Origin of the sequence: Achromobacter sp. DH1f (genome assembly GCF_000633435.1) — a bacterium.
In the GTDB taxonomy this organism is placed as follows: Bacteria; Pseudomonadota; Gammaproteobacteria; order Burkholderiales; family Burkholderiaceae_B; genus Achromobacter; species Achromobacter deleyi.
Map to the genome: position 1 here is coordinate 217,714 of NZ_AYMF01000029.1, position 14,056 is coordinate 231,769.

The window sequence follows — 14,056 nt, forward strand, 5'->3', positions numbered from 1 at the left end:
CTAAAGACTAAATCAACCGATGCGCGAGTTATAGACCAGCTTGCTGATGTCCTTGCGCACCTTCACCCCGTCGGCGTCGGCGGGATATTGCATCATCAGATTGCCCAGGGGATCGACCACCCAGATCGGCGCCTGCAGGCCGGGCTGTCCGGCCGCGGCGTCGCGCGCCAGCAGGTAGCGCGCCAGCTGGTCCGGATCGGCGCGCAGCATGATCGTGCCCTTGTAGGCTTCCAGCACCTTGTCCGGCACCGGCGCGTCGTCGGTGATGAACCATACGCGCGCCAGCCGGTCGACGTTCTTGCCCTGGCTGGCGTGCGTGTTGCGGGTGATGTAGAGCTTGCGGGCGCAGCTTTCCGGGCAGGCCGCGCCGTCGGCCGCCACCAGCAGCCACTTGCCTTTCAGGCTTTGCAGGTCGAAGGGCTTGCCGTCCAGCGTGGTCAGCTTGAGCGCCTCGGGTGCCGGCATGGGGCGCTGCGGTGTCACCAATTCGCCGTAGTTGCTAGCGTCTTCGGGCCACCACTGCGGATTCATGTAGACAACGAACGCCGCCACGATGGGCGCCAGCGAGCACAGGAACACCAGCACCATCGGCACCAGCGAACGCTTGGCGGGTTTGGAAGAAGTCAGGTCGCGAGCCACGTTTTTTATGAGTCCTGTTGTGGTGAAAACCGGGCGGTCAGGCCGCCGTATCCTTGGCCGCGCGTTGGCGCATGCGCTTGATGGCGCCCCCCAGCACCACCAGCCAGGCGATGGCGGCGAACAAGGCAAACGAAAACCACTGCACTGCGTAGAACGTGTTCTTCTGGAAGTCCACCGACGGCTCGGGCCAGTCGTGTACCAGGGCATCGTTTTCACCGGAGCCGAACTGGCTCACCACGGTAGGCAAGAGTGTCAGGCCGGTAGCCTTGGCGTAGGCGTCCAGCGGCAGGTTCTGCACCTGCGGCACGGCGCCGCCGGCCACCGGCAAGGTAGCCGGCAGGGCGGACGTATCGTTGTTGCCCAATGACCAGATTTCGAACATGCGCGGCACGCGCTCGGACAGCTCGCCCTTGATGGTCTGGTCGCCCTGCGGCGTGGCTGGCAGCGTCGGCTCGCCCTGGCCCTGGATCACCCGCGGCAGCCAGCCGCGCAGCACCAGCACGGCGCTGCGGCTGGGGCCATCGAGCAGCAACGGCGTGGCCAGCCAATAGCCCGGACGGCCCTCGTAGTTGCGGTTGTCCAGCAGTACACTGAATTGCGGCAACCACGTCCCGGTGGCCTGCGCCACGCGCCAGGGCTTCAGGTCGCCCGGCGCGGTCGTCGGCGACAGCGCCAGCGGCGCTTGCTTGCGGCCGGCTTCGATAGCCGCCAGAATGGCGCGTCGCTCATCGGCGCGCCGCAATTGCCACTGGCCCAACGACGTCAGGATCACCACGGCGATCCCAAGCAGAAGTAAAGCGGCTACGGTGTAGCGAGTCGAATGCGGTCGGGCCATTTGTCTTCAATAACTCTGATTTGTCCGGAGACCATCATGCGCGTTTTCGTCGTTCTGGCCTTCATCGGTATCCTGGCCAGTCTGGCATCCGCCCTGGTCTACCTGATGCGGGACAAAGGCACTACCAGCCGCACGGTCAATGCGCTGACGGTGCGCATCGGCCTGTCGGTGGCCCTGTTCCTGTTCGTGCTGTTCGCCCACCACATGGGCTGGATCGAAAGTACCGGTTTTAGATAGGCCAACCCCCAGCCGGTTCCCGGATGCCAGGCGGTTGCACCGCCCGGCCAGCCGTATTGGAACACGGACCGCCCTTGTGCGAAGGGCGAGACCCGCGGCGCCGGTTTTTGCCGGCGGCCCGCAAGCCTCGCCCCGTTCAGCCGATCGGCCCAGGCCCGGCAACGCCGGACCCGTCCCTTAGAACCAGTAGACGAACAGATACAGGCCCAGCCACACCACGTCCACGAAGTGCCAGTACCAGGCGGCGCCTTCGAAGCCGAAGTGATGGTCGGCCGTGAAGTGGCCGCGCATCAGGCGAATCAGGATGACCGTCAGCATCGTGGCGCCCAGGATCACGTGGAACCCGTGAAAGCCGGTCAGCATGTAGAACAGCGAACCATAGGCGCCCGAATTGAACTTGAGGTTCAGCTCGGTATAGGCGTGGTGGTATTCGGCGGCCTGACAGGCCACGAAGATGAAGCCCAGGATCACGGTGGCGGCCAGCCAGAACATGGTCTTGCCGCGGTGGTTTTCACGCAGCGCGTGGTGGGCGATGGTGAGGGTCACGCCCGAGCTGAGCAGCAGCGCGGTGTTGATCGTGGGCAGCCAGAAGGGGCCGACGGTCTGGAAGTGCTCGACCACGCCGGCCGGGCCGAAGTTGGGCCACACGGCCTGGAAGTCGGGCCACAGCATCAGGCGGTGGTCCATGTCGCCCAGCCACGGCGTGGTGATGGTGCGCACGTACCAGAGGGCGCCGAAGAACGCCGCGAAGAACATCACTTCCGAGAAGATGAACCAGCTCATGCCCCAACGGTACGAACCGTCGATGCGCTTGCTGTTCATGCCGGCTTCGGATTCCTGGATGGCGTCGCCGAACCAGTAGTACAAGATGACGATCAGCGCGACGAAACCCACCAGGACCGACCATTTGGCCCAGCTGACGCCGTTGATCCAGCCCGCGGCGCCCAGGCCCATGAGCAGCAGCGCCACGGCCGTGCGCACGGGGTGCCCCGAGTCGGCGGGCACGAAGTAGTACGGTGCCTCTTTTCCTTGAACCGAGTGGCTTGCACTCATGGCTTTCTCCCTGGTACTGATTTATAGAATTAAGTGATTCAAGTCAGGCTGGATACGGCCCAACGCACAATTAACACCAGCACGGTCACGAAGATGGCCGCCGCCAACAACCCCGCCACGATCACATGGACCGGATTGAGCCGGGCGCTGTCCTCGCGGTAGCCTGCGCCCTTGCGGACACCGAAAAACCCCCACGCCACCGCCTTCATCGTCTGAAGAAAGCTCAGCTTGCGCTGGGCGGATTCGCGCAGGTCATCGCTCATGGCTAGCCGCCGACGGCCTTGCCCGTCAACAGCGCCGACCCGCGGAATACGGTCCAGGCAAACACGGCAATGACGAATACCAGCAGAATCAGTCCTGCGATCTTGTTGCGACGGCGCTGCTCGGGTGTCATTGCTATGCTGCCTGTTGCGTTGTAGGGGTCGGACTTACTTGACTTCGGGCGGCGTCTCGAAGGTATGGAACGGGGCCGGCGACGGCACGGTCCATTCCAGCCCTTCGGCGCCTTCCCACGGCTTGGCCGAGGCGACTTCGCCCTTGCCCATGTAGCAGCGCAGCACCGCCCACAGGAAGATCAGCTGCGACAGGCCGAACCAGAAGGCGCCGATGGTGGCGATCTGGTGGAACGTCGTGAACTGCGCGGCGTAGTCGGCATAGCGGCGCGGCATGCCCGCCAGGCCCAGGAAGTGCATCGGGAAGAAAGTCACGTTGAACGAGATCAGCGTCGACCAGAAATGCAGCTTGCCCAGCTTTTCGCTGTACATGCGGCCGGTCCACTTGGGCACCCAGTAATAGGTGCCGGCAAACAGCGCGAACAGCGAACCGGCCACCAGCACGTAGTGGAAGTGCGCCACCACGTAGTAGGTGTCGTGCACCTGGATGTCGATGGGGGCCACCGACAGGATCAGGCCGGTAAAGCCGCCCATGGTGAACACGAAGATGAAGCCGATCGAGAACAGCATCGGCGTCTCGAACGTCATGGACCCGCGCCACATGGTGGCGACCCAGTTGAACACCTTCACCCCGGTCGGGATGGAAATGAGCATGGTGGCGTACATGAAGTACAGCTGCCCGGTCACCGGCATGCCCGTCGTGAACATGTGGTGCGCCCACACGATGAACGACAGCACGGCGATCGACGCGGTGGCGTACACCATCGAGGCGTAGCCGAACAGCTTCTTGCGGGCGAAGGCGGGCACGATGGCCGACACGATGCCAAACGCCGGCAAGATCATGATGTAGACCTCGGGGTGCCCGAAGAACCAGAACACGTGCTGGTACAGCACCGGGTCGCCGCCGGCCGCGGCGTTGAAGAAGCCCGTGCCGAAGTGGCGGTCGGTCAGCACCATGGTGATGGCCGCGGCCAGCACCGGCATCACGGCCAGCAGCAGGAACGCGGTGATCAGCCAGGTCCAGCAGAACAGCGGCATCTTCATCAGCGTCAGGCCGGGCGCGCGCATGTTCAGCACGGTCACGATGATGTTGATGGCGCCCATGATGGACGAGGCGCCCATGATGTGCATGGCGAAGATGGCCAGGTCCATGCCCGGGCCCATCTGCAGCGACAGCGGCGCATACAGCGTCCAGCCGGCGGCGGTGGCGCCGCCCGGCACGAAGAACGAGGCGGTCAGCATGATCGCAGCCACCGGCAGCAGCCAGAAGCTGAAGTTGTTCATGCGCGCGAACGCCATGTCGGACGCGCCGATCTGCATCGGGATCATCCAGTTCGCAAAGCCCACGAAGGCCGGCATGATGGCGCCGAACACCATGATCAGGCCGTGCATCGTGGTGAACTGGTTGAACAATTCGGGGCGGAAGAACTGCAGGCCCGGCTCGAAGAGCTCGGTGCGCAGCAGCAATGCCAGCGTGCCGCCCTCGAGCAGCATGACGAACGAGAAGATGAGATACATCGTCCCGATGTCTTTGTGGTTCGTGGCGAAAAGCCAGCGGCGCCAGCCGGTCGGCATGGCGTGGTGGTGGTCATCGTGACCGTGGCCGTGGCCCGGCGACACGTGGTCTACAGTGACGCTGCTCATGATGGACTCCTTCCTGCTGAGTGCCGGCCCCGTTCCACGGAACCGGCAGGGTATCTCTAACTAAACGGAACCAGCTCTGACGATGGGAAAACGCGGCGCGCTCAACGCGCGGCCGCGACATCCTTCGGCATCACTGTCGGGTCCTGCCCCTTGCCGGCATTGCTCCAGGCATGGCGCGTATAGCTGATGACCGCGGCGATTTCGACATCATTGAGCACGGGTCCGAACGCCGCCATGGCGGTGCCGGGCTTGCCCTTCAGCACGGTGTTGATCTGGCCAGCCTTCGGGCCGAGAACAACCTTGTCTCCGTCGAGCGCGGGGAAGCTGCCCGGAATGCCCTTGCCGTTGGCCTGGTGACAGGCCACGCAATTGGCGGCGAAGACCTTCTCGCCACGGGCAACCAGTTCGGCTTCCGTCCACTCTTTATTGGGATCGTCGGCGTTTGCCGCCATCTTCTTCTTTTCGTCTTCGACCCACTTATCGTAGTCGGCCTGCGCCAGGACTTCCACGACGATGGGCATGAAGGCGTGGTCCTTGCCGCAGAGTTCTGCGCATTGGCCACGGTAGATCCCGGGCTTTTCAGCACGGAACCAGGCATCGCGCAGGAAGCCGGGGATGGCATCCTGCTTGACGCCGAAATCGGGAATCATCCAGGAGTGGATGACGTCGGCCGCGGTGAGGACGACGCGGACCTTCTTGTCGACGGGCACCACCATGTGGTTGTCCGTTTCCATGAGGTAGAACTCGCCCTTGGGCTCGCGGTTCTCGATCTGGGCGCGCGGCGTCGACAGCGTAGCGAGGAACTTGATGCCGGCGGCGGAGCCATCGAGATATTCGTAGCCCCACTTCCATTGGTAGCCGGTGACCTTGACGGTGAGATCGGCGCTGGAAGTGTCTTTCATGGCGACGACCGTCTTGGTGGCCGGCAGCGCCATGGCGATGACGATGATGAAGGGGATGACCGTCCAGGCCACTTCCACGCCTAGATGTTCGTGGAAGGTCGCCGGCTTGTGGCCGCGGGACTTTCGATGCGCCCAGATGGAGTAGAACATCACTCCGAAGACGCCGACGAAAATCACGATACAGATCGTGAGCAGCATCCAGTGCAGCCACATGACATCACGCGTGATCTGCGTGACGCCTTCGTGCAGGTTCAGCTGATTGACCTTCGGGCCGCCGGGCATGTCTTGCACCTGAGCGCCGGCCACGCTGCCAATCAGCATCGCACAAGCCCCCAGTATCCCTCTCCACTTCTTCATGCTTACCTCGAAACACGGCGCGAGGGCCCTTGTCGCCTAGTGGCACGGATGTCACTGCAACAGGACTACGCGCAATTATTAGATGGCAGGGCTAGGCAGGGAGATAGAGCGGCCCCCGCATTCCCACTCGAAATCACAAAGAAACTGGCGGATTATAGCGGACGCACAAATAGATGTAAGTTTGTGCTCTTGAATTCATGCTACCCGCCCCCATCTGGCCGACCCCTATTGACGCGCCAGGCAAACAGGGTGGCATAAAATCCCGCTCAGTCTCATCACAACGACCCCACGATGCCCAAGCAGTTGTCCGATTTATATGCCGACCTGAGCGCGCGCGCCCAAGAGGCCGCCCCCGTGGGCGCCCACGCTTTATATATAGCGGGGCGGCGCTGCGGCTGGGCCACGCATGCCGCGTGCGACGCGCTGCACGGCGCGGATCACATCGATGCCGACGACGACGCGCTGCGCATCGGCGCGGCGCTTGCCCCGGGCGCCGAACTGGACGCCGTGCTCGAACAGGCCGCGCAACTGTTGCGCCAAGCCAACTGCCTGCGCGGCTGGCGTGATGAATTGCTGGACGTGCTGGACGGCGACACCGCCATCGGCGCGATCGAGCGCGCAGCGGTACGCCCGCTGGGCCTGTTGACCAAGGCCGTGCACCTGAATGCCTGGACGCCCGATGGCCGCGTCTGGATCGCGCGCCGCTCGCTCAGCAAGTCCACCGACCCCGGCATGTGGGACACCCTGGTGGGCGGACTGGCGGGCAGTGGCGAAGACCTGGAAACCGCGCTGGTGCGCGAATGCGGCGAAGAAGCCGGCCTGGACGCACCCGACCTGGTTCAGCGCACGCCGCTGCGCACCATCTTGCGCATCCACCGCCGCCTGCCCGAGGGCTATCAGGTCGAAGACGTGCTGACCAGCACCTGCGTGCTGGCGGCCGATGCCCGGCCGGCCAACCGGGACGGCGAAGTCATGGAAATCGCCGCCGTCGACGTGGCCACGGCGGTACGCCGGGTGGCCGACGGTGAATTCACGCTGGAAGCGGCGCTGGTGATTCTTGAAGACATCATGCAGCGCCAGGCGGCCGGCGAGATCTGACGCGCCGGCCGGCTCGCGACCGCGTTAGCGCGGCTGTACGCCGGGTTCACCCAAGAGGTCGTCGCGCCGGGGGGCCTCATGCGAAGGCGCGCCGTGCGAAGGCGCCTCATGCTCGCCCGCTTCACGCAAGGCGCGTGAAGCCTGGGCATCGACGCCGCCAGCCCCCGCGGCGCCCGCGGCCTCGGCAGCCTCTGCCGCCTGCGAAGGCGTAGGCGCGGAAACCGGCGCCGGTACCGGCGCTGGCGCGGCGTTCGCCTGCGAAAACTGCTTCCAGACCTCGATGGCGCGCAGCCGCTGCTTGGCCACCACCTGGATGCGCTCACGCAGGTGCTCGTCGCGCGCCAGCAGCGCATGGAAATCGCGAGACGCCAGCATCAGCAGCTTGCTGTAGCCCAGCGAGGTCACCTCCGGCGCGATCTGCTGCTCGCCCAGCAAGCCCAGTTCGCCGAAGAATTCGCCGCTGCCCAGTTCGATCATGGTGTTGTCGGGCAGGTGGACCGCCACGGCGCCCGAGGCCACGAAACACATTTCCTCGCCATGCCGGCCCTTGGTCAGCACTCGCTGGTCGGGCAGCGCCAGGCGCGGCTTGAGCAGCTTGCTGATGGCCCGCAACGAATCAGCCGACAGGCCTTCGAACAGCGGCACGCGGTTGATCAGGTCAGCCGCGCTCATTTCGATGTCCAGCGGCGGGTGCGTGTCGATGTGGGCCCAGCGGCTCTTCAATTGCGCCATCAGGTCGGCATAGACCTCGCCGCTGATCAGGAACTGCTCGAGCATGTCGCGGTAGCGGATGCGTTCAAGTTCGCGGGCCACGCGCCCCAGGTAGCTTTCCTGCAGCCACTGCGCATACGAAGGGTATTGCAGGTTCAGGGCCTGCATGGCGTTGTCGATCAGGTCCAGCCGGCGCTGGTGCAGCGACACGATGCGTTGCGTGGCCGTTTCGCCCAGCAGAGGCGTGATCTGTTCGCGCGCAAACACGATAAGGCGCTGCGCCACCGACCGCTTGCTCATCAGGTTGGCGAATCGCTGGCCCAGCTCGCGCGCCAGCCAGCCCTGGAAGCCGAACAGGTAATGCAGCCGCAGGGCCAGCCGGAACCCGGTGGAATAGCGCACGTCGGCCACGATGGCGCGCTCGAAGCCCGGCACCCCGCCCATGCGGATGGCGTCCTCCAGCCGTTCGGCCCGCGCCAATAGCGCCTCGGCCATGCGCCAGTCCACGATCTGCGCCTTGAGAATGTCGAAGAACATTTCCTCTTCGCGCTGCGCCACGATGGCCAGGCCGACCGACACGCGCTGCTCGTCGCTCATCTGGCTGACCTGGCCGTCGTGCACGCTGGTCAGGCTGGCGTCGAACACGGCGCGGATGCGGTCGCGCACCTCGGTGCCGATGTGTTCGGTCTTGGCGACCTCGTCGGTCTTGCCTTGCAGGTCTTCCAGCGCCACAGCCAGCGCCTGATTGCGGATAGTGCGCTCGACCGGCGACAGCTGGTTCAGCCCCAGCATGCGGATCAGCGGCCGCAGGCTGATGCCATTGACGAACAAGGTCAGCAGCACGAACCCGGTGGTGGCCACCGCGATGAACTGGCGCGCCTCTTCGGGCACGCCGGTCTGCTCGGTCACGGCCAGCGCCAACGCCAGCGACACTGCGCCCCGCAGGCCGCCCCACAGCATCACCGCCTTATAGGGATTGCTGACCTTGGTGCCCAGTTTGGTCAGGCCCAGCAGGGGCAACAGGCCGAACACCACGATCGCACGCGCCACCAGGGTCACCACGAACACGACCCCGACCAGCACCAGTTCCTGCCAATCGGCCGCGGCCATCAGCTTGGGAATCAGCATGGCGGCGAACAGGAAGATGAGGGAATTGGCCCAGAATCCGAATTGTTCCCAGGCGCTGGACAGGTATTCGAAGGTGGTGGGCGACATGCGGGTGCGCCCGGTGGACCCGACGACCAGGCCCGCGATCACGGTGGCAACCACGCCCGACACGTTCAGGTAATGCTCGGAAATGAAGAACGACAGGTAGGCCAGCGTCAGCGTCAGCGTGATTTCGGCGGTGGGAAAGCCGCGCAGCCAGGCGAACAGGAAACAGGCCAGGCGCCCCATGGCGAAACCCGCAATGCCGCCGCCGATGAAGTGCACGATGAAGTCGTTGAAAATGCCGCTGACGGTCAGTTCGCCGTGCCCGCCCAGAACGGCCAGCAGCACGGAATACAAGGCGATGGACGCCGCGTCGTTGAACAGGCTTTCGCCTTCAACCAGCGTGGTCAGGCGCTTGGGCGCGCCGACTTCGCGGAAGATGCCCACCACGGCCACCGGGTCGGTGGTCGCCACGATGGCGCCCAGCAGCAGGCACACCACGAGGCCGTAGGGCGAAATGGCGTCCAGCGTCACGCCCACCACCACCGTACACACCACCACGGCCACGATGGCCATCATCAGGATGGGCCCGATGTCGTCCATCAGCCGACGCACGTTCATGGACAGCGCAGTCTCGAACAGCAGCACCGGCAGGAAGACCATCAGGAAGGTCTCGGACGAGATCTCGAACCGTTCCAGCGAATCCAGGAAATCCCCGATCCAGCTGGGCGCCCAGCCGTGCACGTGCACGATGATGCCCAGCAAGCAGCCGACGATAGCCAGCAGCACCGAGTAGGGCAGCTTGAGGCGACCGGCCAGGGGCGGCATGAAGCACACCAGTGTCAACAGGCCGGCCAGGCCGAATACGAGAAAACCTACATCCATGGAAAACGCCGCGTCCCGATCATGAAGCTTGTGAGAAGTTCCACAAGAATAGCGGGTTTTCGCGCAAGTCCTGCCGTGGGCGCATGACCCACCACGTTTCGTTACGCCATCCCGACCGCTGCGCATGCGCCGAGCCGCGACTTTTTCGGTAAGGTAGTGGCCGTGCAGAACTTTGCAGGAGCCGCACTTGGCACGCGTCCACACCCTGGCCCGGCGCAATGATCCCCCGGCCATGCTTGTCCAATTGACAGATTGCCACCTGTTCGGCGAGCCCGAAACCGTGATGCTGGGCGTCAATACCGATGCCAGCCTGCGCGCCGTGCTGCGCCAGATCGAGGCCGACGGCAAGCATCCCGACCTGCTTCTGGCCACCGGCGACCTGTCCCAGGACGGTGAACCCGCGGCCTACCGGCGCCTGGCGGCCACCCTCGGCTCGGCCCCGGCGCTGGAAGGCGCGCAGATTCGCTGCCTGCCCGGCAACCATGACCTGCCGGCGGCGATGCGCCAGGAACTGCCCGAGTGGTCGGTGCCCGTGACCGACGTGGGCGCCTGGCGCGTGGTCTCGCTGGACACCACCGTGCCGGGTTCGAACGCCGGCCATCTGCCCGACAGCCAGCTGGACTTGCTGGAAGCCGCCCTGGCCGAGGCGCCCGGCCGGCACACGCTATTGGCCATGCACCACAACCCGATGCAGATCGACAGCCACTGGCACGACTCGATGATGATCGACAACCCGCAGGCGCTGTTCAAGCTGCTGACGCGCTGGCCGCAGGTGCGCGTGCTGCTGTGGGGCCACGTGCACCACGAATTCGATCGCCGCCGGCACAACCTGCGCATGCTGGCCACCCCGTCCACCTGCTTTCAGTTCAGCATCCGCGACGGCAAGCACGTGGTGGACAACCTGGCCCCGGGCTATCGCTGGATCAAGCTCTACCAAGACGGCTCGATGGCCACCGGCGTGCGCCGCGTGCAGGATGCGCTGTGGCACACGGCGCAGGCCGAGCCGGGCAGCGCGCAGGCAGCATAGATGCTTCGCGCAATAAAAAACGGGGCACCATATGCGTGGTGCCCCGCAAGCATCCGTCTCATAGGGGAGGGGAAAGAGGAGAAGCCGAGACGGATGACAAGACTGCCAACCAAAGTTTGCGGTCTACGTGAAGTTAGGCGGTGCGCACCTCATTAAGTTTCTGGAATCGCGCGTTATTTCACGATGAATTTGTATCAATTTATTGGCGTCTCGCATCGCCCTGCCTGTATCGGCGACGTGGCATACGCGCAGGCGGCGCCGGCAAAAGAAAAGGGCTGCCCGAGGCAGCCCTTTGCGTGGCGCGAATGCAGGATCAGGCGGCGAGGTTGCCGCGCATTTTCTTCAGTGCGGCCGCTTCGATCTGGCGGATGCGTTCGGCGGATACGCCGAATTCCTGCGCCAGTTCGTGCAGCGTGGCGCCACCGTCGTCTTGCAGCCAACGGGCTTCGACGATGCGGCGCGAGCGCGGGTCCAGGGCTTCGAGGGCGCCGGACAGGCCCGAGCTTTGCAGCTGGTCGCGCGCGGCGCGTTCCAGCACGCGGGTCGGTTCCTGGCGGCCTTCGTCGGACAGGTACGCGATGGGCGCGTAGCTGTCGTCATCGTCGTCCTGGTTTTCAAGCGACATGTCGCGGCCGGACAGGCGCACTTCCATTTCGCTGACGTCTTCGCGGCGCACATTGAGTTCGCGCGCGATGTGATCGACCTGTTCGGGGTCGAGCGTCTGGCCGTCGGGGCGCATGCTGCGCAGGTTGAAGAACAGCTTGCGCTGGGCCTTGGTGGTAGCCACCTTGACCAGACGCCAGTTGCGAATGATGTATTCGTGGATTTCGGCCTTGATCCAGTGGACGGCGAACGACACCAGGCGCACGCCGCGCTCGGGGTCGAAGCGTTTGACGGCCTTCATCAGGCCGACGTTGCCTTCCTGGATCAGGTCGGCGTGGGGCAACCCATAGCCCAGGTACTGGCGAGCCACCGACACCACCAGGCGCAGGTGCGACAGCACGAGTTCGCGCGCGGCGCCCAGGTCTTCCTGGTCGCGCAGGCGACGGCCCAGTTCGGTCTCGCGCTCGGCGGACAGGACCGGCAGGCGATTGACTGCGGAAATGTACGCGTCGATCGTGCCGAGTGCGCCCGGATTGGCAATGGCCAACGCCAGGGCGTTGCCGGAAGCGGCCAACGAGGTACTGGGTTGTTTCATAGCGGCGGTCTCCGGAAAGCGAAGGGGTAAAGACATGGATTCGATGTTAGCACTCTAGTAAAGGGAGTGCTAATTCGACTATTGCGGCGCGTCAAAGTTTCCTTCGCTAAGCGCGTCCCTATTTATTTTTCCCTGCAAAAGCAAAGCCGCCCGCCCGCCGGGCCGTCCCAAGGGCGGGCAGCCCCCACGGGGGGCAGCAAGCGCGCGAAGCGCGTGCAGCGTGGGGGCTCTCCCCCCCCCTACCAACCCAGGCGCTTCAAACCCTCGGCGGTGGACTCGCCGTCCGGGCGGACGAACAGGGCGCCGCGGGGGTCCAGGAAGACCTGGTACTTCGCGCCGTCGAAAAGCGGCATGTAGGCCGCACTGCCGAATTGGACATCGACGAAGGGGAACCAGTTCGGGAAACTTTGCTTGAGCTGGCCCAGATCCGGCGCAGGCCAGTCGTCCAGGGCGTGTACCGAACGGGTAGCCGAGGCTTCGCGCGCCGCGTCGCTGTAGCGGCCGGACAGGCGTTCAAGGCGATACAGCGGCGGCACGCCGGCCATCAGGGCCGGCAGGCGCCAGCGCACGACGCGCGCGTCGATCTGCCACTGGTCGCCGTACAACACATATTGCCGGGCGCCCACGCCCGGCGCGGTGGCGCTGACCTGGAACTGGCCGTCGGCCTGCTGGCGCGCCTCGATCCGGGCAACCGGCTGGTCGGTGGTCAGCCTGAAGAACTGCACCAGCGACAAGGCCAGCAAGCCGGACACGCCGCCCAGCAGCAACAGCATCAGGCCAAACAGGCGCCGCACCGGGCGGAACTGGAAGGTGCGACGGCCGCGCTCGTCGCGCGGGCCGCCCTTGCCCAGCAGCATCGCGATGCCCGGCAGGAACAGGACGATCGCGGCCAGCAGGATCCAGACGAAGGGAGCGATTCCGTTGATCAAATCAGGCGGTCCTTAACGAGAACGGCGGGGCGGGCGGTGGCGCACCGGGCGCCGACAGCCTGCCGCGGCAGGCTGCCCAGTATAGAAGCGGGGCCTCAGACGGCCGGTTTTCCAAGCCGTTCGACGTGAAACCGGATGTGATCTTCGATGAACGTCGAGATGAAGTAGTAGCCGTGGTCGTAGCCGTCCTGGCGACGCAGCGTCAACGGCTGGCCGGCTGCAGCGCAGGCGGCCTCGAATACCTCGGGATACAACTGTTCGGCCAGGAACTGGTCGGCGGTGCCCTGATCGATCAGGATGCCGTCGGGGAAGGGCTGGCGCAGGCCAGCCATCAAGCGGGAAGCGTCGTAGGCCGCCCAGTCGTCCGGGTTGTCGCCCAGGTAGGCGCCGAATGCTTTCTTGCCCCAGGGGCACTGGCTGGGCGCGGCGATGGGTGCGAAGGCCGACACCGAACGGTACTGGCCCGGGTTGCGCAGTGCCAGCACCAGGGCGCCATGGCCGCCCATCGAGTGGCCGAAAAGGCCGACGCGCGCGGCGTCGCCGGGCAGGGCGCTGGTGATGATGCCGTGCAGTTCCCGCGTGACGTAGCTGTCCATGCGGTAGTGGCCGCGCCAGGCCGCGGTGGTGGCGTCCACATAGAAGCCGGCACCGGTACCGAGATCCCAGCTTTCGTCTTCGCCGGGCACGTTGGCGCCACGCGGGCTGGTGTCGGGCGCCACGAGCATCACGCCCAGTTCGGCGGCCAGGCGCTGCGCGCCCGCCTTGATCATGAAGGTCTCTTCGGTGCAGGTCAGGCCGGCCAGGTAGACCAGCACCGGCACCGGGCCGTGTTCGGCCTGGGGCGGCACGAACACCGAGAAACGCATCGGCAGGCCGATCTCGGCCGAATCATGGCGGTAATAGCGCTGCGTGCCGCCAAAACAGCGATGCTGGGAAATGAGTTCCAGGGCGGCGGGCATGGGCGATCTCCGGGGGGATGAGGCTGAAATGAGCACGGTCG

General features: G+C 65.2%; 14 protein-coding genes. 3 read left to right on the top strand and 11 right to left on the bottom strand.

From position 1 onward, the window contains the following. Positions 1-12 precede the first annotated feature (12 nt). Together U858_RS0125195 and U858_RS0125200 are read right to left on the bottom strand one after the other, a co-directional pair. Positions 13-588 carry a hypothetical protein gene (locus tag U858_RS0125195; RefSeq protein ID WP_051593692.1) on the bottom strand — a complete coding sequence of 192 codons (576 nt, stop codon included), beginning with the start codon at positions 586-588 and terminating at the stop codon, positions 13-15. A gap of 88 nt (positions 589-676) precedes the next feature. Beyond that, positions 677-1,474, bottom strand: a complete 798-nt coding sequence (locus U858_RS0125200) for an SURF1 family protein (protein WP_025139904.1) — start codon at positions 1,472-1,474, stop codon at positions 677-679. Positions 1,475-1,510: 36 nt separating this feature from the next. Here U858_RS0125200 and U858_RS0125205 point away from each other — a divergent pair, with 36 nt between their 5' ends. Further along, complete coding sequence (locus U858_RS0125205) at positions 1,511-1,711, top strand: twin transmembrane helix small protein (RefSeq protein WP_025139905.1); 201 nt, start codon at positions 1,511-1,513, stop codon at positions 1,709-1,711. A 177-nt stretch (positions 1,712-1,888) separates the two neighbouring features. Here U858_RS0125205 and U858_RS0125210 read toward each other — a convergent pair whose 3' ends face one another. The 5 genes from U858_RS0125210 to coxB all read right to left on the bottom strand — a co-directional run bounded on the left by U858_RS0125210 (position 1,889) and on the right by coxB (position 6,059). Beyond that, positions 1,889-2,764: a cytochrome c oxidase subunit 3 gene (locus tag U858_RS0125210; RefSeq protein WP_025139906.1), complete on the bottom strand. Its 876-nt coding sequence runs from the start codon at positions 2,762-2,764 to the stop codon at positions 1,889-1,891. Positions 2,765-2,802: 38 nt separating this feature from the next. After that, positions 2,803-3,027, bottom strand: a complete 225-nt coding sequence (locus tag U858_RS0125215; protein ID WP_006392371.1) for a DUF2970 domain-containing protein — start codon at positions 3,025-3,027, stop codon at positions 2,803-2,805. 2 nt (positions 3,028-3,029) lie between these two features. Then, complete coding sequence (locus U858_RS36285; protein ID WP_025139907.1) at positions 3,030-3,158, bottom strand: cytochrome oxidase small assembly protein; 129 nt, start codon at positions 3,156-3,158, stop codon at positions 3,030-3,032. A gap of 34 nt (positions 3,159-3,192) precedes the next feature. Beyond that, positions 3,193-4,800 (bottom strand): cytochrome c oxidase subunit I, encoded by a 1,608-nt coding sequence (gene ctaD / locus U858_RS0125225; RefSeq protein ID WP_025139908.1) that lies wholly within the window; start codon positions 4,798-4,800, stop codon positions 3,193-3,195. 101 nt (positions 4,801-4,901) lie between these two features. Further along, positions 4,902-6,059 carry a cytochrome c oxidase subunit II gene (coxB, locus tag U858_RS0125230; RefSeq protein WP_025139909.1) on the bottom strand — a complete coding sequence of 386 codons (1,158 nt, stop codon included), beginning with the start codon at positions 6,057-6,059 and terminating at the stop codon, positions 4,902-4,904. Between the two features lie 291 nt (positions 6,060-6,350). Here coxB and U858_RS0125235 point away from each other — a divergent pair, with 291 nt between their 5' ends. Then, positions 6,351-7,157: an NUDIX domain-containing protein gene (locus U858_RS0125235; RefSeq protein WP_025139910.1), complete on the top strand. Its 807-nt coding sequence runs from the start codon at positions 6,351-6,353 to the stop codon at positions 7,155-7,157. A 24-nt stretch (positions 7,158-7,181) separates the two neighbouring features. On the opposite strand, the gene U858_RS0125240 is transcribed toward U858_RS0125235, so the two are convergent. Next, positions 7,182-9,902 (bottom strand): cation:proton antiporter, encoded by a 2,721-nt coding sequence (locus U858_RS0125240; RefSeq protein WP_025139911.1) that lies wholly within the window; start codon positions 9,900-9,902, stop codon positions 7,182-7,184. 187 nt (positions 9,903-10,089) lie between these two features. Here U858_RS0125240 and cpdA point away from each other — a divergent pair, with 187 nt between their 5' ends. Next, positions 10,090-10,929 (top strand): 3',5'-cyclic-AMP phosphodiesterase, encoded by an 840-nt coding sequence (cpdA, locus tag U858_RS0125245; RefSeq protein ID WP_025139912.1) that lies wholly within the window; start codon positions 10,090-10,092, stop codon positions 10,927-10,929. 313 nt (positions 10,930-11,242) lie between these two features. Here cpdA and rpoH read toward each other — a convergent pair whose 3' ends face one another. The 3 genes from rpoH to fghA all read right to left on the bottom strand — a co-directional run bounded on the left by rpoH (position 11,243) and on the right by fghA (position 14,015). After that, on the bottom strand, positions 11,243-12,163 hold the full coding sequence (rpoH, locus tag U858_RS0125250; protein ID WP_369797722.1) for an RNA polymerase sigma factor RpoH: 921 nt from the start codon (positions 12,161-12,163) through the stop codon (positions 11,243-11,245). A 203-nt stretch (positions 12,164-12,366) separates the two neighbouring features. Then, a complete protein-coding gene (locus U858_RS0125255; protein ID WP_025139914.1) occupies positions 12,367-13,056 on the bottom strand; it encodes a hypothetical protein in 690 nt (229 codons plus the stop codon). Between the two features lie 95 nt (positions 13,057-13,151). Continuing rightward, the gene (gene fghA / locus U858_RS0125260) at positions 13,152-14,015 is read right to left on the bottom strand and encodes an S-formylglutathione hydrolase (protein WP_025139915.1); all 864 of its coding nucleotides are present in this window, start codon (positions 14,013-14,015) and stop codon (positions 13,152-13,154) included. Positions 14,016-14,056: the final 41 nt, after the last annotated feature.